Source organism: Microtetraspora malaysiensis, assembly GCF_001528665.1.
Classification (GTDB): domain Bacteria; phylum Actinomycetota; class Actinomycetes; order Streptosporangiales; family Streptosporangiaceae; genus Microtetraspora_A; species Microtetraspora_A malaysiensis.
The window spans coordinates 90,707-108,281 of record NZ_BBYJ01000020.1 but is presented as its reverse complement, the minus strand read 5'-3'; the positions used below and the strand labels follow the sequence as shown (position 1 = coordinate 108,281).

17 protein-coding genes are annotated in these 17,575 nt (G+C 69.0%); 5 read left to right on the top strand and 12 right to left on the bottom strand.

Annotated features, from left to right (window positions below; translation table 11 throughout):
* The first annotated feature begins 48 nt into the window (after positions 1-48).
* Complete coding sequence (locus AWQ71_RS25960) at positions 49-771, top strand: HNH endonuclease family protein (protein WP_245658458.1); 723 nt, start codon at positions 49-51, stop codon at positions 769-771.
* A gap of 82 nt (positions 772-853) precedes the next feature.
* Entirely contained in the window at positions 854-1,681 is an 828-nt protein-coding gene (locus AWQ71_RS25955) for a patatin-like phospholipase family protein (protein WP_067137626.1), read from the top strand.
* 19 nt (positions 1,682-1,700) lie between these two features.
* Here the strand turns inward: AWQ71_RS25955 and dnaB are convergent, their stop codons facing one another.
* Entirely contained in the window at positions 1,701-4,232 is a 2,532-nt protein-coding gene (gene dnaB / locus AWQ71_RS25950) for a replicative DNA helicase (protein WP_067137714.1), read from the bottom strand.
* A gap of 434 nt (positions 4,233-4,666) precedes the next feature.
* On the opposite strand from dnaB, the gene AWQ71_RS25945 reads away from it, so the two are divergent.
* Positions 4,667-5,989 carry an MATE family efflux transporter gene (locus tag AWQ71_RS25945; RefSeq protein WP_067137624.1) on the top strand — a complete coding sequence of 441 codons (1,323 nt, stop codon included), beginning with the start codon at positions 4,667-4,669 and terminating at the stop codon, positions 5,987-5,989.
* A 96-nt stretch (positions 5,990-6,085) separates the two neighbouring features.
* Here the strand turns inward: AWQ71_RS25945 and AWQ71_RS25940 are convergent, their stop codons facing one another.
* The 7 genes from AWQ71_RS25940 to rpsF form a co-directional block, all read right to left on the bottom strand.
* Positions 6,086-6,829, bottom strand: a complete 744-nt coding sequence (locus AWQ71_RS25940) for an amino acid ABC transporter ATP-binding protein (protein WP_067137622.1) — start codon at positions 6,827-6,829, stop codon at positions 6,086-6,088.
* Positions 6,829-7,677, bottom strand: a complete 849-nt coding sequence (locus AWQ71_RS25935; protein WP_174550762.1) for an amino acid ABC transporter permease — start codon at positions 7,675-7,677, stop codon at positions 6,829-6,831. The genes AWQ71_RS25940 and AWQ71_RS25935 overlap by 1 nt, the downstream gene beginning before the upstream one ends.
* Positions 7,674-8,552, bottom strand: a complete 879-nt coding sequence (locus tag AWQ71_RS25930) for an ABC transporter substrate-binding protein (RefSeq protein WP_157570572.1) — start codon at positions 8,550-8,552, stop codon at positions 7,674-7,676. Before AWQ71_RS25930 ends, AWQ71_RS25935 begins: the two co-directional genes overlap by 4 nt.
* Positions 8,553-8,711: 159 nt before the next feature.
* On the bottom strand, positions 8,712-9,158 hold the full coding sequence (rplI, locus tag AWQ71_RS25925; protein ID WP_067137616.1) for a 50S ribosomal protein L9: 447 nt from the start codon (positions 9,156-9,158) through the stop codon (positions 8,712-8,714).
* Between the two features lie 18 nt (positions 9,159-9,176).
* Positions 9,177-9,413, bottom strand: a complete 237-nt coding sequence (gene rpsR / locus AWQ71_RS25920; protein WP_061256131.1) for a 30S ribosomal protein S18 — start codon at positions 9,411-9,413, stop codon at positions 9,177-9,179.
* An 86-nt stretch (positions 9,414-9,499) separates the two neighbouring features.
* Positions 9,500-10,039, bottom strand: coding sequence for a single-stranded DNA-binding protein (locus AWQ71_RS25915; protein WP_067137614.1), 540 nt, complete (start codon positions 10,037-10,039; stop codon positions 9,500-9,502).
* 95 nt (positions 10,040-10,134) lie between these two features.
* Positions 10,135-10,425, bottom strand: a complete 291-nt coding sequence (gene rpsF, locus AWQ71_RS25910) for a 30S ribosomal protein S6 (RefSeq protein WP_067137612.1) — start codon at positions 10,423-10,425, stop codon at positions 10,135-10,137.
* Between the two features lie 181 nt (positions 10,426-10,606).
* Between rpsF and AWQ71_RS25905 the strand changes: the two genes are divergently transcribed.
* Positions 10,607-10,924 carry a hypothetical protein gene (locus tag AWQ71_RS25905; protein WP_067137611.1) on the top strand — a complete coding sequence of 106 codons (318 nt, stop codon included), beginning with the start codon at positions 10,607-10,609 and terminating at the stop codon, positions 10,922-10,924.
* A gap of 31 nt (positions 10,925-10,955) precedes the next feature.
* On the opposite strand, the gene AWQ71_RS42760 is transcribed toward AWQ71_RS25905, so the two are convergent.
* Positions 10,956-11,132 (bottom strand): hypothetical protein, encoded by a 177-nt coding sequence (locus tag AWQ71_RS42760; RefSeq protein ID WP_169806629.1) that lies wholly within the window; start codon positions 11,130-11,132, stop codon positions 10,956-10,958.
* A 249-nt stretch (positions 11,133-11,381) separates the two neighbouring features.
* Between AWQ71_RS42760 and AWQ71_RS25900 the strand changes: the two genes are divergently transcribed.
* The gene (locus tag AWQ71_RS25900) at positions 11,382-12,176 is read left to right on the top strand and encodes a deoxyribonuclease IV (protein ID WP_067137609.1); all 795 of its coding nucleotides are present in this window, start codon (positions 11,382-11,384) and stop codon (positions 12,174-12,176) included.
* A gap of 69 nt (positions 12,177-12,245) precedes the next feature.
* Here AWQ71_RS25900 and AWQ71_RS25895 read toward each other — a convergent pair whose 3' ends face one another.
* The 3 genes from AWQ71_RS25895 to AWQ71_RS25885 form a co-directional block, all read right to left on the bottom strand.
* Positions 12,246-13,511, bottom strand: coding sequence for a glycosyltransferase 87 family protein (locus AWQ71_RS25895; protein ID WP_067137607.1), 1,266 nt, complete (start codon positions 13,509-13,511; stop codon positions 12,246-12,248).
* Between the two features lie 4 nt (positions 13,512-13,515).
* On the bottom strand, positions 13,516-14,844 hold the full coding sequence (locus AWQ71_RS25890; protein ID WP_067137605.1) for a glycosyltransferase family 87 protein: 1,329 nt from the start codon (positions 14,842-14,844) through the stop codon (positions 13,516-13,518).
* A 274-nt stretch (positions 14,845-15,118) separates the two neighbouring features.
* Positions 15,119-17,575, bottom strand: a complete 2,457-nt coding sequence (locus AWQ71_RS25885) for a transglycosylase domain-containing protein (RefSeq protein WP_067137603.1) — start codon at positions 17,573-17,575, stop codon at positions 15,119-15,121.

Here is a 17,575-nt window from a genome sequence, read left to right as displayed (position 1 = left end):
GGCTTCATCGGGGAGGCGGCTCTGGAAACGCGCGAGGTTGTCGTCGTCGTGGTCGCGGGCGTCCTGCTCGCCGCCGTCGCCGCCAAAGGGACCCAACACAGCGCCGCCGGCGCCTCGGGTGCGCGGGCCGCGACCGGCGCGGCGCGGGCCATGCCGCTGAACAACACCCGCGGCACCAAGCCGGGGCTCGCCCCGATCACCTCCGGCAAGGACCGGGCCGCCGCGGTCGCGCTGATCCGGAAGCTGCGGGTCAAGGGAAGCGGCCCCAAGACCGGGTACGCGCGGACCCGCTTCGGAGAGAACTGGGCGGACACCGCCGACGGCGTGCCGTACGCGGGGAACGGCTGCAGCACCCGGAACGACCTGCTCGCCCGGGACGGCCGAAACGTCCGATATCGCCAGGGCTCCCCCTGCGTGGTGACCATGATGACGCTCAAGGACCCGTACACCGGCCGGACCATCCGGTGGCGGAAGCAGCGCGCCGACCTCGTCCAGGTCGATCACGTGGTGCCGATGTCGTACTCATGGCGGATGGGCGCCGCCCACTGGCCGATGGCGAAACGGCTGCGCATCGCGAACGACCCGCTCAACCTGCTTCCCGTGTACGGCCCGGCCAACGAGGCCAAGGGCGGTTCCGGGCCCGCCTCGTGGCTGCCTCCGAACCGGAAGATCCGTTGCGCGTACGTCACCCGGTTCGCCCAGGTCGCGCTCAAGTACCACCTTCCGGTGACCCGGGCGGACAAGGCGACGATGCTCGCCCAGTGCCGGTGAGCTCATCTTCTTTCTGCTTCACTACGATCTAGATGATCTAGATCATCTTGTGAAGTATCGGCTTATGTGTAAGGGGATGCCCATGGACACGACGACCCGCGCGCTGGTGCTCGGTGGAGGGGGCGTCGCCGGGATCGCCTGGGAGACCGGCGTGCTGGCCGGGCTCTCCGACGCCGGGGTCGACGTCGCCGGCGCGGACCGGATCGTGGGCACCTCGGCCGGCTCCACCGTCGCCGCCCAGATCACCAGCGGCCTGACACTCGACGAACTGCTCAGGCGGCAGATCGACCCGGCGGCGCAGGCTCCGGAGATCCCCAGCGGCGTGGCGATCGCCGAGCTGATGGAGCAATGGGTCGAGATCTACACCCAGACCTCCGACCCTGCCGAGGCGCGCAGGAAGGCCGGAGCGCTCGCGCTCGCCGCGTCCACCGTGACGGAGGAACGGCGGCGCGAGGTCATCTCGGCACGGCTGCCCGTCCACGAATGGCCCGACCGCGACCTGGTCATCGTCGCCGTCGACGCGTACACGGGCGAGCCGATCCTGTTCACGCCGCGGTCGGGCGTGAATCTGGTGGACGCGGTGGCGGCGAGCTGCGCCGTGCCGTGCGTCTGGCCCGCGGTGACCATCGGCGACACCCGCTACATGGACGGCGGCATGCGCTCGTCGAACAACGCCGACCTCGCGGCCGGTCATGACCGCGTGCTCGTGCTTTCGCCGCTTGAGGATCCGATGCTGGCCGGGCAGGTCGCGACACTTGGTGCGACCGTCGAGGTCATCCAGCCCGACGACGCCTCCCGCGCGGCCATCGGCCCCGACCCGCTCGACCCGGAGGTGCGGACGCCGTCCGCCGAGGCGGGGTACGTCCAGGGACGGGCGGCCGCCGCGACCGTCGCCGCCCTCTGGCGGTAGCCGCCCTCTGCGGGAGTCGTCAGTGCGTGGCCATGTCCACGAAGCGGCTGTAGTGGCCCTGGAACGCCACCGTGACGGTGGCGGTGGGGCCGTTACGGTGCTTGGCCACGATCAGGTCGGCCTCGCCCGCCCGCGGCGACTCCCGCTCGTAGGCGTCCTCTCGATGCAAGAGGATCACCATGTCGGCATCCTGCTCAATCGACCCAGACTCTCTCAGGTCGGACACCTGGGGACGCTTGTCGGTGCGTTGCTCAGGACCACGGTTGAGCTGCGAGATCGCGATGACGGGCACCTCCAGCTCCTTCGCGAGGAGCTTGAGCGACCGGGACAGCTCGGAGACCTCCTGCTGGCGGCTCTCGGTCCGCTTGGGAGAGCTCATCAGCTGGAGGTAGTCGACGATGACGAACCGCAGGTCGTTGCGCTGCTTGAGACGGCGGCACTTGGCCCGGATCTCCATCATCGACATGTTCGGGGAGTCGTCGATGAACAGCGGCGCCTCGGCGACCTCGCCCATGCGGCGGGCCATGCGGGTCCAGTCGTCGTCGCTCATCGTCCCCGAGCGCATGGTGTGCAGCGCGACCCTCGCCTCCGCCGAAAGCAGTCGCATCGTGATCTCATTACGCGACATTTCCAGCGAGAAGACGACAGTCGTCATGCCGTGCTTGATAGCGGCAGATCTGGCGAAATCCAATCCAAGGGTGGAGTTGTGGGTGGGTATCCATGTCTGCCCCGCCAGGTACATGTGATCGGTGTTGTCCACCTCGACGCAACGCACTGGCACCGACGTCACCGGGCGGACGTCGGTGATGGTGCGGTACGTCGCCTTGGGGTGGGTGTTGGTGTTCACGCGGGCGTTCTTCCGGCTCAGCCGGAAGACCTTGTCGGAGGGGGTGAATGTGATCGCATAGCTGGTTGAGCTGGCTTCGGTGCGCCCTGACACCTCCTTGGATGTCCAGGTTGCTTTGTATCCCAGGCTCAGGATCAGTTCCCAGGTGTCCTCTGCCAGGCGACGGTTCGTGACGGCGAACTGGGCTGTCCCGGCGGCGTTGATATAGCCGTCGGTGTCCAGCAGCCCGGCCAGGAGCGCTCTGCGCTGCGCCTCAGAAGCGCGCAGATATTCGCTCGGGATGTGCTTGTTGCCCAGCACGCCCAGCTTCCTCAGTCGGGCGTTCATAGTGCCGTGGTCGTTGCGGCACTCCTGGCACTGGCGAAGCCCACTGGACGGGCCGCCGCAGTCGGGGCACCTGGGCGACTGCGAGGGGCCGTGTTCGGAACTCCTCGACCGGCAGCCGCATACCCTGCCGCAGGTGCGTACCTGCGCTGTTTGGGGTGTGAACGGCTTTCCGCACACAATGCACGGCCGTTCGGCGATCGACTCCGGCTCGGGCAGCAGCATTGCGTACAGCAGCCCGCCGCGGTGCTCCACCCGAAGACCGTCGGCGGCCACATGCTCGGCGATCTCCGGGTCCCCGGTGGTGAACCGGGCACTGTCAGAGTGGCCGTCTCCGAGCCAGACACCCAGTGCGTACGGAGGGATCAGCAGGTCACGGTCGGGCAGGTCCAGCGGCCGGGCATTGACGACGGTGTGATTGAGCCGCTTGTCCGCGGTGTTGCACCACAGCGTTGCGGCGATCTCTTCCGTTGTGCGCACATCAGCGAATGTCTTCTGGTTCCGGTACCTGTTGTAGTCGGACGCAGCCGCCTGAGCCGATTTGCGGGACGCACGTGTGTCGGTGAGCCATTGGTGCTGGGCGTCGGCCGTGATCACCGTGCCATCGCTGAACTCCACCTCGTAGCACGGGCGGCCGTGCATGATGTCGGTAGCAGCCACCACGCGAGTGGGCTTACCGTCGGCCCCGATCAGGTAGTCGCCGACCTTCACCTCACCCATGGTTGTCCAGCCATCAGGAGTGGGCAGCGGGGTATCGAGCGCGAGCGCCTTACCGATGGCGGGTCGGGCGGCCACAACGATCATCTGGCCGGGGTGCAGGCCGTTGGTGAGGGCGTCGAGGTCCTGGAAGCCGGTGGGGACGCCGACCATCTGGCCGTGGCGGCTGCCGATGGCCTCGATCTCGTCCAGCGCGCCCGGCATGATCTCCGACAGCGGCAGGTAGTCCTCGGAGGTACGCCGCTCGGTCACCTTGTAGATCTCGCCCTGCGCGCGGTCGACCAGGTCGTCGACCTCCTCGCCCTGGCCGCCGTACCCGTAGGAGACGATGCGCGTGCCGGCCTCGATCAGCCGGCGCAGGACGGCCTGCTCCCGCACGATCTTGGCGTAGTAACCCGCGTTGGCCGCGGTGGGCACGACCGCGGTCAGCGTATGGAGGTAGGGAGCGCCGCCGACCCGGCCCAGCTCGCCGCGCTTCTGCAGATCGTCCAGGATCATGATCGAGTCGGCGGGCTCGCCCCGGCCGTAGAGGTCGGTGATGACGTCGTAGATGATCTGGTGCGCGGGGCGGTAGAAGTCGTCGCCGCGCAGCACCTCGACCACGTCGGCGATCGCGTCCTTCGACAGCATCATGCCGCCGAGAACGGACTGCTCGGCCTCGATATTGTGCGGCGGGGTCCGCTCGAAGGCGACGTCGGAGCCCCCCGGGCCACCGGGACCTCCGGAGCCCCCGGAACCCCCCGGCCCGCCCGGGAAATCAAGCACGCTCACTGCAGACACCCCCCAACACAGCAATCCCAGTTGTAATCCGCCGGTCTGACAGTTTCGCGGCTGCCGCACCCTACCGGCAACGCGACCTGTGGAGCCGCCTGTGGATAACGTGTGCACTTCGGCCGCTCAGGTGTGAACACCCTGGGGACGAGCCTGGGGATAACCCTGTGGCCAACGCCACTCAAGCCGCGCTGAGCAGCCGAAACATTATCCAAGGGCTGTGGAGGAAGAAAAATCGGACGATAGCCGAGACCGGATCGGCATGGCGGCTCCGCGACGCCGGGTATCAATGCCGAGCATCGATATGTAACTGGCAAAATACCCTTATGCCACTGACAAGGGACGCCGATCGGCGGGGAGCCTCCGGCGCCGGGCACCGGGAGATCCTCCGGCTCGCCGTCCCCGCGTTCGGGGCCCTGGTCGCCGAGCCGTTGTTCCTGCTGACCGACTCCGTCATCGTCGGACGGCTGCCCGATCCGGCCCTCGGCGCTCTCGGCGTGGCGAGCGCCGCCCTCTCCGCGATCGTCGGCCTGTGCGTCTTCCTCGCGTACGGCACGACCGCGGCGGTGGCGCGGCAGATGGGCGCGGGCGAGGCGCGCCGGGCGATGCGGCAGGGTGTGGACGGCATGTGGCTGGCCGCGGCGGTGGGCGTCGCCGTCATCGCCGTCTGCTGGCCGCTCGCCCCGGGCATCGTCGACCTCTTCGGCGCCTCCGACCGGCTGGCCGAGCTGGCGACCACCTATCTGCGGGTCAGCCTGCTCGGCACGCCCGCGCTGCTTCTCGTGCTCGCGGGCACGGGCGTGCTGCGCGGCCTCCAGGACACGGTGACGCCTCTCGCGGTCTCGGTGGGCTCCTTCCTGCTGAACGGCGTGCTGAACGCCTGGTTCGTCCTCGGGCTCGGCTGGGGCGTCGCCGGGTCGGCCTGGGGCACGGTCATCGCCCAGGCGCTCGGCGCGGCCGTCTACCTCGTCATGGTGATCAGGGGCGCCCGGCGGCACGGCGCCCCGCTCCGGCCCGACCTCGCCGGAATCCGGGCCGCCGGCACCGCCGGTCTGGCCCTGGTCATCCGTACGGCGTGCCTGCAGGTGGTGCTGCTGACCGCCACGTCGTTGGCGACCCGGATGGGCGACGCGCAGATCTCCGCGCACACCATCGCGACGCGGATCTGGACGTTCCTCGCGTTCGCCCTGGACGCCATCGCCATCGCGGGGCAGGCGATCACCGGCCGGACCCTGGGCGCGGGCGACACGGCCGCGACCCGGTCGGCCACCCGCCGCATGGTCGCGTGGGGGGTGGGGTGCGGCGTCGTCTTCGGCCTGGCCGTTCTCGCGCTCCGCCCGCTGATCCCGGCGGTGTTCGACACTCCCGGCGCGGTGTCCGAGCGGCTGGACGAGGTGCTGTGGCTGGTGGCGCTGTTCCAGCCGGTGGCGGGTGTCGTGTTCGTGCTCGACGGCGTGCTGATCGGCGCGGGCGACCGGCGTTACCTCGCCTGGGCCGGGTTGGTCACCACGCTCGCGTACCTGCCGTTCGCCTTGGTCGCGGGGAGCCTCGTCGCGCTGTGGGCGGCCTTCGGCGTGTGGATGCTGGCCCGGATGCTCACGCTCTCCTTCCGCGCGTACGGCACGGCCTGGCTGGTCACGGGGGCGTGACCGGCCGGAAGTAAGGCGCTGTACGGCGCGGCCCGCTCGCGCCGCGCACGCGCCACGGACGCGGCCGTCACCGCCGCCGGCCGCCCCCGGGGAGCGTCAGAGTCGTCCGGAGTCCAGTACGCGCTGGAGGAACTCGCGGGTACGCGGATGCTCGGGCGAGGAGAAGATCTGGTCGGGAGCGCCGCGTTCGAGCAGGACGCCTCCGTCGAGGAAGCAGACGGTGTCGGAGATGTCCCTGGCGAAGCTCATCTCGTGGGTGGCCAGGATCATCGTCATCCCGGTGTCCTTGAGCTCGCGGATGATGCTCAGCACCTCGGTGACGAGGATCGGGTCGAGCGCGGAGGTCACCTCGTCGAGCAGCAGCAGCCGCGGCTGGGTGGCGATGGCCCGGATGACGGCCACCCGCTGCTGCTGGCCGCCGGAGAGCCGGTCGGGGTACTCCCCCGCCTTGTCCGCGAGGCCGAACCGGGCCAGCAGCTCCCGCGCCTGCTCCTCGGCCTGCGCCTGGGCGACCTTGTGGACCTTGCGCGGGGCCAGGGTGATGTTCTCCAGCACGGTCATGTGCGGGAAGAGGTTGTAGGACTGGAAGACCATGCCGATCCGCTTGCGGACCTCGTCCACGTCGGCGCGTACGTCCGTGATCTCGTCGCCGTCCAGGTGGATGGCGCCGTCGTCGACGGTCTCCAGCAGGTTGACGCAACGCAGCAGCGTGGACTTGCCGGAGCCGGAGGCCCCGATCAGGGTGACCACCTCGTGCGCCGCCACGTCGAGGTCGATGCCGCGCAGCACGCTCTGGTCGTGGTAGTTCTTCCACACGCCCTCGATGCGCAGGAGCGTCATCAGGCACCTCCGGGGCCGCGGCGGCGGGCGGCCCGCGCCGACAGATAGTCGGTGAACCGCGCCATCGGGATCGTGAGCAGGATGAACAGCAGCGCCGCGACGAGATAGGGGGTGTAGTTGAACTTCCCGGCGGCGTAGATCTGCGCCTGCCGCAGCGACTCGATCACACCGATCGTGGAGACCAGCGCGGTGTCCTTCTGCAGGGAGACGAAGTCGTTGAGCAGCGGCGGGATCACCCGGCGCACCGCCTGCGGGAGCACGACGTGGCGCATGGCCTGCCCGTGGGACAGCCCGAGCGAGCGTGCCGCCGCGATCTGGCTCGGGTGCACCGTGTCGATGCCCGCGCGGAAGACCTCCGCGACGTACCCGCTGTACGCGAGGACGAGCGCGATGACGCCGAGGGTGATCTCGTCGGACGGCACGCCGGACAGCTGGAGCGCGGGCAGGCCGAAGCCGACGAGCATGATGACGAGCAGGGTCGGCACCCCGCGGAACACGTCGGTGTAGACCACGGCCAGCACCCGCAGCGGGAAGAAGACCGGCGCCCGCAGCCCCCGGGCCAGGGCGACCAGCAGCCCGAGCACCAGGATGATCGGCTCCGCGATGAGGAAGATCTGGACGTTGATCCAGAAGCCGTGGAGCACGTCGGGCAGGGACCGGGCGAACGCCTCGGGGCTGAAGAACGTCTCCTGCACCCGCGGCCAGCCCGGAGAGGTGGTGACCAGGACGCCCACCAGGGCCAGGAAGACGATGGTGGACGCCGTGGCGACCGAGCTGGAGCGGATCGCCTGCCGACGGCGGATCCGCTCCCTCTCCTGCTGCCGGGGGCTCTTGGGAGGCTGCGTCACTTCATCTCCGGCGCGCCAGCCGCCGCGCTCAGCCACTGCTGCTCGATCTTGGCGAACTCACCGGAGGACTTCAGCGCGCCGATGGCCTCGTTGACGCAGGAGACCAGGGAGCTGCCCTTCTGGAAGACGAGCCCGAACTCCTCGGGCGTTCCGCCGGTGGCGGCGAACTGGCCGACGATCTTGGAGTTCTCCACCTGGGCGGCGGTGACGTAGAACGCGGTCGGCAGGTCCACCACGATGGCGTCGACCTGCTTGTTCTTGAGCGCGTTCACGGCGTCCACCTGCTGGGTGTAGACCTTGGTCTCCTTCGCCGGCTGGATCACGCTCTTGACCGCGTCGAGCGCGGTGGTGCCGACCTGGACGCCGATGGTGGCGTCCTTGAGGTCGGCCAGCCCCGTGGCCGAGGCGTACTTGCCGCCGCCCAGCGCCACGATGCCCTGCTTGACCGTGTAGTACCCCTCGCTGAAGTCGACGACCTTGGCCCGGTCGGGGGTGATCGAGATCTGGTTGAGGTCGAAGTCGAACTTCTTGCCCCCCGGCGCGTACGCGGTGTCGAACGGAATGGTGGCCCAGGCGACCTCGTCCTTGGTGAAGCCGAGCTTGTCGGCCACGGCGTAGGCGATCGCGCTCTCGAAGCCCTCGCCGCTCGTGGGGTCGTCGTTCTTGAACCACGGCTCGTACGCGGGCTTGTCGGTGCCGATGGTCAGCTTGCCCGGGGTGATCAGCGTGAGCTGGTCCTTCGCGCAGCTCGCCGCGGCGGCCGGGCTGCCCGCGGCACCCCCCGCCGGCTGAGCCGCGTCGTTGGTGGCCGGTGCGCACGCGACCGCCGCCGTCGTGAGGACGCCGAGCGCCAGCAACAGCGAAGGACGGTGCATTTCAGCCTCCATGGCATAAAGATCGTGCATGGTCCGCGTTTGGGACGGGCTAGATACTATCGGCCGTTTATTTCAGGCCCACTGGGGAAGGGCCGCGCACGTCGAAGGGCCCCTCCCGGCACGGGAAGGGCCCTTCGATTCGGTCGGGTGACGGCTGGGTCAGCCGGCGACGACCTCGACGTCCAGGGTCGCGGACACCTCGGGGTGCAGCTTGACGCTGACCCGGTGGGAGCCCACGCTCTTGATCGCATTGCCGATCTCGATGCGGCGGCGGTCGAGCTGCGGACCGCCGGCCACGGTGACGGCCTCGGCGATGTCACCGGTGGTGACCGAGCCGAAGAGACGGCCGCCCTCGCCGGCGCGGGTCTTCAGGACCACCTTGAGAGCGCCGAGCCGGCCGGCGACCTCCTTGGCCGTGCCCAGGTCGCGGATGTCGCGGGCCTGACGGGCCTTCTTGATCGAGGCGACCTGCGACTCGGCGCCGCGGGTCCACCGGATCGCGAAGCCGCGCGGGATGAGGTAGTTACGGCCGTAGCCGTCCTTGACCTCGACGATGTCACCGGGGGCGCCGAGGCCGGAGACCTCAGTGGTGAGAATGAGCTTCATGTCCTGAGACTCCTTTCCTTAGCGCGCGGTGCTCGTGTACGGCAGCAGGGCCATCTCACGAGCGTTCTTGATAGCGGTGGCCACGTCGCGCTGGTGCTGGGTGCAGTTGCCCGTCACCCGGCGAGCACGGATCTTGCCGCGGTCGGAGATGAACTTCCGCAGCAGCGCCGTGTCCTTGTAGTCGACGTAGGAGATCTTGTCGTGGCAGAACAGGCAAACCTTCTTCTTCGGCTTGCGCAGTGCCGGCTTCGCCATCGTGGTGCTCCTTTCAGAGCCCCGCAAGATGCGGGAATGGTCGCTCGGATACGTTTTCGTGGGTTGGTGTCACCTGGAAAGGTGATCTAGAAAGGCGGTTCGTCGCTGAAGTCGCCGCCGCCGAAGCCGCCGCCACCACCGCTGCTGCTGCCGCCGCCGCCCTGGTTGTAGCCGCCGCCGCTCGAAGGAGCGGGGCTGGCCGACGCCCAGGGGTCGTTCGCGGGGCCGCCGAAGCCACCACCGCCGCCACCACCCTGCCGGGCGGTCTTGTTCACCTTGGCGGTGGCGTTGCGCAGCGAGGGGCCGACCTCGTCGACCTCGACCTCGTAGACCGTGCGCTTCTCGCCTTCCTTGGTCTCATACGACCGTTGGCGCAGCCGTCCCTGCACGATGACCCGCATGCCACGCTGCAGGCTCTCGGCGACGTTCTCCGCCGCCTGTCGCCACACGTTGCAGGTCAGGAACAGGCCTTCGCCGTCCTTCCACTCGTTGGTCTGGCGGTCCAGAAACCGCGGAGTGGATGCGATGCGGAACCGGGCCACAGCCTGCCCCGTCGGGGTGAAGCGCAGCTCCGGGTCGTCGACAAGGTTGCCGACGATGGTGATCGTGGTGTCGCCTGCTGCCATCGGTCGCTTTCGCCTTCCTATCCCGTCAGCTCAGCCGTCAAGGGCTCAGAGTACGGCCATGGTCCGACAAAAGAGCCGGGCTCGGCCGTTCTCGGTCAGTGGAGCTCGGGACGGATGACCTTGGTGCGGAGAATGCCCTCGTTCAGGTTGAGCTGGCGGTCCAGCTCCTTCACCGTGGCGGGCTCCGCGGTCAGGTCGACCACGGCGTAGATGCCCTCGGCCTTCTTCGCGATGTCGTAGGACAGCCGGCGGCGACCCCAGACGTCGACCTTCTCCACGGTGCCGCCATCGTTGCGGATGACGCTGAGGAACTGGTCGAGCGAGGGCTGCACGGTGCGCTCATCGAGGGCCGGGTCGAGGATGACCATCAGCTCGTAACGACGCATGCGGAATCCAACCTCCTCTGGACTCTTGCGGTCACGACGCCTTGCCGTGACAGGAGGACGCTGCGGGCGGCGCGGGGAAATTCCACCCCACGCATATCCAACACAGCCGATTCAGGCTACCAGTCCCCTGGCCGTACGCGCCCCCGCGAGGGAAACTGAGCAGCAGAAAGGGGTGACGCACATGCCGAACGTTCTTGGCCGCGTCAGAAGGCCGACCCACCGCCTCACCCTCAACACGGACGGCAAGCCGCACACTCTGGAGAACGCCCTGGCGGTCAGCACGCTGGTCGTCGGTCTCCTGGCGCTCGTCACCGGGTTCGTCGTCAGTCTCCACCCGGTCGCCTCATGGGTGGGCACGATCGGCTTCTGCGGCGGGCTGTACGCGCAGTATGTCTCCGTGACGACCCCGCAACGCAGCCTCATCATCATCGGGATCGTGGGCTCCTTCGTGGGCGCCGCGCTGGGGATCGCCCACGGCGGGTTCCTCCCGACCCACTGACGCGTGACACCGGGTCGCCGGGCCCGGCCGTTCAGCGTGCCAGGTGGAGGTCCACGCCCAGCAGCACGAGGACCCAGAGGAAGACGGAGAGGAACGCCTCGGCGATCTGCCGCAGAACGCCGGGCGTCAGATAGTGGTGCGTCCAGGCGACATAGACGCCGACGGCGAGATAGATCAGAAAGAAGACACGGAACAGCCGGGGGGTCATATCGGCCTCCTCGCGATCCGGCGCGTGCGGCGCCACTGACGAGGAGGCTGCCCGGTCACGCTTCCTTGAAACGCTCTTTACTGGTGGCTTAAGGTCCCCCTCGCCATCGGGACGCGCGCTGACCGGACCGTCTAGTGTCGGTACGACCTAGTGTCGGTACGGCGGGACGCTCCCGCCGTGCCCGGCCGTACGGAGGAGCACGCGGCTCCTTCCACACACGTTTCCCCGACCCACGGAGGTACGACGACGATGGGCAGTGGCCAGGACGGGCGCCTCCCGCGCATCGGCGCGCACGTCGACCAGGACGACCCGCTCGCCCACGCGGCGGCGCGCGACGCCGACGTCGTGCAGTTCTTCCTCGGCGACCCGCAGGGCTGGAAGGGCCCCGTCCTCCCGGAGAGCGCGGACGCGATCAGGGACTCGGACGTGGAGGTCTACATCCACGCGCCCTACGTGATCAACGTGGCGACGGCGAACAACCGGATCCGCATCCCGAGCCGCAAGCTGCTGGAGAGTCACCTCAAGGCCGCCGCCTCCATCGGCGCCAAGGGGCTGATCGTCCACGGCGGGCACGTCAACAAGGACGACGACCCGCAGATCGGGTTCGACAACTGGCGCAAGGTCTTCGAGCGGATGGACTGCCCCATCCCGGTGCTGATCGAGAACACCGCGGGCGGCGGCAACGCGATGGCCCGGCGGCTCGACCGGATCGCCCGCCTGTGGGACGCGGTGACCTCGGGCGCGCGCGACGCCTCGATGATCGGGTTCTGCCTGGACACCTGCCACGCCCACGCGGGCGGCGAGGACCTCGCCGACGTCGTGGACCGGGTGAAGGCCATCACCGGCCGGATCGACCTGATCCACTGCAACGACTCGCGCGACGCCTTCGACTCGGGCGCGGACCGCCACGCCAACCTGGGGGCGGGCCAGATCGACACGGAGCGGATCATCGCGATCTGCCGCCAGGCGCAGGCGCCGATCGTGGTGGAGACGCCGTTCGAGGGCCAGGTGGACGACATCGCCTTCCTACGCAAGCACCTCTGATCCCCACCGCGGATCCACAGCCTGTGGATAACTTCTCTGGATTGAGCGCGCGTAAAAGCGGGTAAGGGCCTACGCCGTTCGGATCCCGGGACCGCGCGCGGCCATGCCGTCCCGGGAAACGCCCAGGTCCTCGCCGACCGCGGCGAGTTCGTCGCGCCGGCCCCGGCCCGGCCTGCGGGTGCTCCGCCAAAGCTGGACGAACGACACGACGGCCGCCGCGAGGAAGACGAGGTTGCGCGCGACCAGGATCAGCGTGCCGGGCAGCCGGCCGCTCCAGCTGTAGTCCTCCTCCACCCAGGGGTACATGATCCCGGTCAGCAGGGTCGCGACGAGGATGAGCCAGGCGGCGGGCCGCTGCCGGGTCCGCGCGGCGAACACCACGGCCGTGACGCCGAGGATCCAGATCAGGTACTGCGGCGACAGCACCCGGCTGGTCACCACCAGGAACAGGACCGTGGTCAGCGCCGCGTCATAGTAGGTCTTCTCGGTCGGCGCGGCGCGGAACCACCAGACCGCGAGCAGGACGAGCGCGACCGGCGTCGCGGCGACGCTCACCAGGGTGGCCGCCTCCACGCCGGGCCCGACGAGCTCCATCGCGCCGTGCTGGTACGTGGTGAACCCGCCCCACCACCCGAGCGCGCGGGCGAGCGCGAACGGCGTGGCCGCGAGCGACTCGATCTGCAGCCCCCGGTCCTGCTGGGCGGTGAGGAAGTCGAGCGCGTGCGGCAGGACCAGGGTGGCCACGCCGCAGCCGAGCACCACGACGACCAGGGCCGAGGCGCCGCCGGTCAGCAGCTCGCGCCAGCGGCGCAGCCCGGCGAGCAGCGCGACCGGCCACACCTTGATCGCCAGACCGAACCCGATCAGCGCTCCCCGCACCGCCGGGTTCGTCGAGAGCGTGAGCGCGAGGACCGCGACCAGGGTCACCATCAGGTCGTACCGGGAGATCAGTAGCGGCCCGAGCAGGGCCGCGCCGATCGTCCACGCCCACACGCCGGTACGGCTGCCGCCGGTCTTGACGGTGAACCGGCACAGCAGCAGCAGGATCGCCAGGTCGCACCCCAGCGCGAGCACGTAGAAGTCGATCCGGTAGCTCCACGGCAGCAGGTGCGGCGCGAGCAGGGGCAGCGCCGCGTAGGGCGGGTACTGCCACTTCTCGTCCCCGGCGGGGAACTCACCGCCGAGCAGGATCCGCGACCAGTTGCCGTACAGCGTGACGTCACCCTCGAACGACCCCTCGTGCCCGACCGGGATGACCTGCGTCGCGGCGAGGAAGAGCGCCAGGCGCGTGATCAGCCAGACCGGCAGGACCGGCCAGGGAAACCGATGTCGCACCCTTTCAGGCTTCCACGACCGGGGCGTCGGCCTTCGGCCGGGGCGGGAGCGTGAACCGGTCCTCGGCCCCGTCGAACACGCCGCCGGACGGATCGTCGGCCCCGGATGCCCGCACCGTGTCCAGCTCCGGCCGCAGGATGTCCCGCACGACCAGGGCCATCAGGACGACGATCGTGATCGCTCGAGCCCAGACCGACAGGAAGTACGCGGTGTCGCCGATGCCGAGGTCCGCCCCCTCCGGATACTGCGCGGTGAGGTAGAGCCAGATCGAGAAGAAGTACCAGCACTCGGCGATCTGCCAGGCGAGCAGCGCGCCCCACTTCGGCCGGGCCAGGACGGCGAACGGCACCAGCCAGAGCACGTACTGCGGCGACCACACCTTGTTCGTCACCATGAACGCGGCGAGCGCGAGGAAGCAGAGCTGCATCAGCCGGGGACGGCGCGGGGCCGCCACGGCGAGAACCGCGATGCCCAGCAGCAGCACGGCGAGCGCGCCCATGGCCATCGTGTTCAGCGACTCCGCGTCGGCGAGGAAGCCCCAGTCCTTGCGCTGGAAGAAGAACCACAGGCCACCCCAGTCGGCGCCGCGTTCGCTGCTGAAGGAGTAGAACCGCTTCCAGCCCTCGAAGTTGATCAGCATGACCGGCACGTTGGCGATCAGCCAGGTCCCGGCCGCCGCGAGCGCCGTACGCAGGAACGGCGTCCACTTCCCGGTGCGCACGGTGAGCAGGAACAGCGCGCCGAAGAACATCAGCGGATAGAACTTCGTCGCCACCGAGAGCGAGAGGAGCACCCCGGCGAGGACGTGCCGGTCGCGCGACCAGGCGAGCAGCCCGCCCAGCGCGAGCGCCCCGGCCGCCAGGTCCCAGTTGATGTACGCGCAGAGGATGACCGCCGGGCCGATGGCGTACCAGAGGGCGTCCCAGCGGCGGGCCGGCCCGGCCAGGGCCGCCATGACGAGCACGCCGGCGACCAGGGAGCCGCCCATGAGGATGACCGTGATGTCGTAGAACGCGACACCGTCGCCGCTCGCCAGCCGCCGGACGAACTCCATGATCGCGCCGATGCCGACGGGGTATTCGACCGGATAGTCGACGTAGGGGATCTTCCCCTCGCTCAGGTGCTCGGCCCACCAGAGCGGATAGATGTCGGTGTAGCAGAAGTTCGTGTACTGCCCGATGCCGCCGTTCCACGCGCCTCCGAACCGGCACGGCCATTTCCACAGAAACGCGAGCACCGCGCCGAGACCGGCGAGGAGACCGAGCGGCAGGTACGGCACGGCCCTCTGCGCGGCCGTGCCGAGCGGCCCAGGAGCGTTGGTGGTCCGAGTCATCACGCGCCTATCGTTCACTTCGGGGGAAATGGTTGCGGGGGGCGTACGGGCGGCTCTCCGCCCACCGACGATCAGCTTTTCAGCAGCGGCGCCGTACGCACAATAAGCCAAGAACGGTGGAACGGTCTTTCGTGATGTTCACCTGGATCACCGCGTATACCGGGTCACGGGCGGCGAATTCACCGCGTTCCTCGCTGAATCTTTCATGAGGATTCTCCCGTTCACGGAAAAGGCGAAGCCCCCGCGCGTACGGGACGCGCGGGGGCTTCGGGCGCTACCTGCCCGTGCTGGGCGTGGTCCTCCTGGCGCCGGACGGCGAGGGCGCGGGGGCCAGCGCCGGGGCCTGGCCGAAGCCGTTGCCGACGTCCACCGGGCCCTCCCCGCCGTCACCGCCCGGATCCATGTTCCCGCCGTTGCAGGAGAGGTCCATGGGGTCGCAGCCGGTCGTGTCGTCCGGCGGGAACCCGAAGTCGTCCGGGGGGAACCCATCGTCCTCGGGCGTGGCCGTCGGCGTCGGTGTCGGGCTGGGCACGATGTTCTCGGGCTGGCCGATGCCGGACTTGCCGGGGAACTCCTCGACCTTCTCGTCCTTCATCGCCTCCAGCATGAACGTGCGCCAGATGCTGGTCGGCTTGTCGGCACCTTCGAAGCCGAGCGAGGCCTCCTTGGCCGAGGATCCCTTGGGACAGGCCAGTCTCTTGAGCGGGACGAACTTGCCGCTCTTGGTGTAGCACTGCTCGCGGTACATGCCGACGGCGGTGACGAGCTGCGGGGTGTAGCCGACGAACCAGGCTTCCTTCGTGTCGTTGTTCGTGCCGGTCTTGCCCGCCGCGGGACGGCCGATGCCCTTGCCCCCGGCCGTACCGGTCTTGAGCACCTCTTCCATCGCCACAGTGGCGTCCGCCGCCGCTTCAGCGCTGATCACGTCCCTGGCTGTCGCCTGCTCGCGCACGATGACGAGGTTGCCCTTCTTGACCTCCTTGACGACGTGGTAGTCCACGTGCTTGCCGGCGTTGGCGAAGATCGAATAACCCGCCGCCTGCTCGACGGGGGTCACCAGGGCACTGCCGATGGAGAACAGGTACTTGTGGTCCGCGACGTCCTTGTCCATCCACTGCTTGCTGAGGCCGGCGCCGATGGCGATCTGCTTCACCGCGGCGAGCTGGCCGATCGTGCCGCTCTGCTCGTCCATCGTGTACGCCATGGACGCGAACGCGGTGTTGACCGACTGGGCGGTGGCCTTGACCAGGTCGATGGCCTGGCCGACGTTGTGGCTGTTCTTGATCGGGGTCGTCCCGGGCAGCTTCTCTGGCACCGTCACGTTGCCCGGCACGTAGCTGTTGAGGCTGTGGCCGGCGTCCAGCCAGGCAGCCAGCACGTACGGCTTGAAGGCCGAGGCCGCCTGCTTCCTGGAGTCGAACGCGTTGTTCCAGTTCCTGGTCACGTAGTTGTCGCCGCCGTAGAAGGCGATCACCCTGCCGTTGCGCGGATCGACCGCGGCGAGCCCGGCGTTGTACTCCCTCGACATGCCGTTGGTGACGCCCTTCACGGCCTTCTGCGCCTCGACCATCAACCGCTTGTCGAACGTCGAAATGATCTTGTAGCCGCCGCTCCTGACCATGTCCGGTGACACGCCCTGCTGCTTGAGCTCCTCCATGACCTGGATGATCATGTAGCCCTTGAGCCCGCCCATGACGTCCTTGTTGTTCTCCTTCGCCAGCTTGGGGAACTTCTTGGGGTCGACGAGCTTGGCGTCCTGCACGCCGTACTTCGCCGGGAGCCCGCCGTACTTGGCCGGGTCCAGCTTGGCCATGCCGTCGATGACGTACGCGAAGCGCTCCTGGGTGGGGGCGAAGTTCTTCTTCTGCTCGTCCACGTCGAACCGGCTGGGGCTCTGGATGCGGCCGGCGAGGTAGGCGGCCTGGGCCTCGTTCAGCTCCCAGACGTGCTTCTTGAAGAAGGCCCGCGCCGCCGCCTCGATCCCGTTGGCGCCACGACCGAACGGAACCGTGTTGAGGTACTGCAGGAGGATGAAGTCCTTGCTCTTCTCCTTGTTGAGCTTGACCGCGACGAAGATCTCCTTGATCTTGCGCTGCGCGCTGACCTCCCTGCTGAGGCCGTCGTAGTAGTTCCTGGCCATCTGCTGGGTGATCGTCGAAGCGCCCTGGACCTGCTCGCCGGTGACGGTCATCCAGACCGACCGCATCAGGCCGCTGAAGGAGATGCCGGAGTCCTCGCGGAAGCTGCGGTTCTCCGCGGCGATCACCGCGTCCTGCACATGCCGGGGGATCTTGTTGATGTCCTCGATGTTCACTCGTGTCTGGCCCACGCGGCCGATGGCGGTCTTGCCGTCGCGGTAGTAGATCACGCTGCCCTCGGCCGTGGCGTCCTTCTGCGCCCCCACGGGGACCGGCGTGTTCGCGTACGCGATGGCGATCATGCCGAAGACGCCGGCCACCAAAACGGTGAACCCGGCCACGATGATCTTCCAGCTGGGGATGAACCGCTTCCACCCGGTACGGCGCGGCTTGCGGTCGTCATCGTCGTCGTCGATGTCGCGCGGATCCCGCGGCCCGCGGCCTCCGGGCCCTCCCGGACCCCGGCCTCCCGGCCCTCCGCGACCGCGACCACCCGGGCCGGGCTCGCCCCTGCGGCGCCGCCCGTCCGCGCCCAGCGCCTGGGTCTCCTCACCGTCGCTCCGGCGACGCGGCTCACCCGAAGGCGCGCCCAT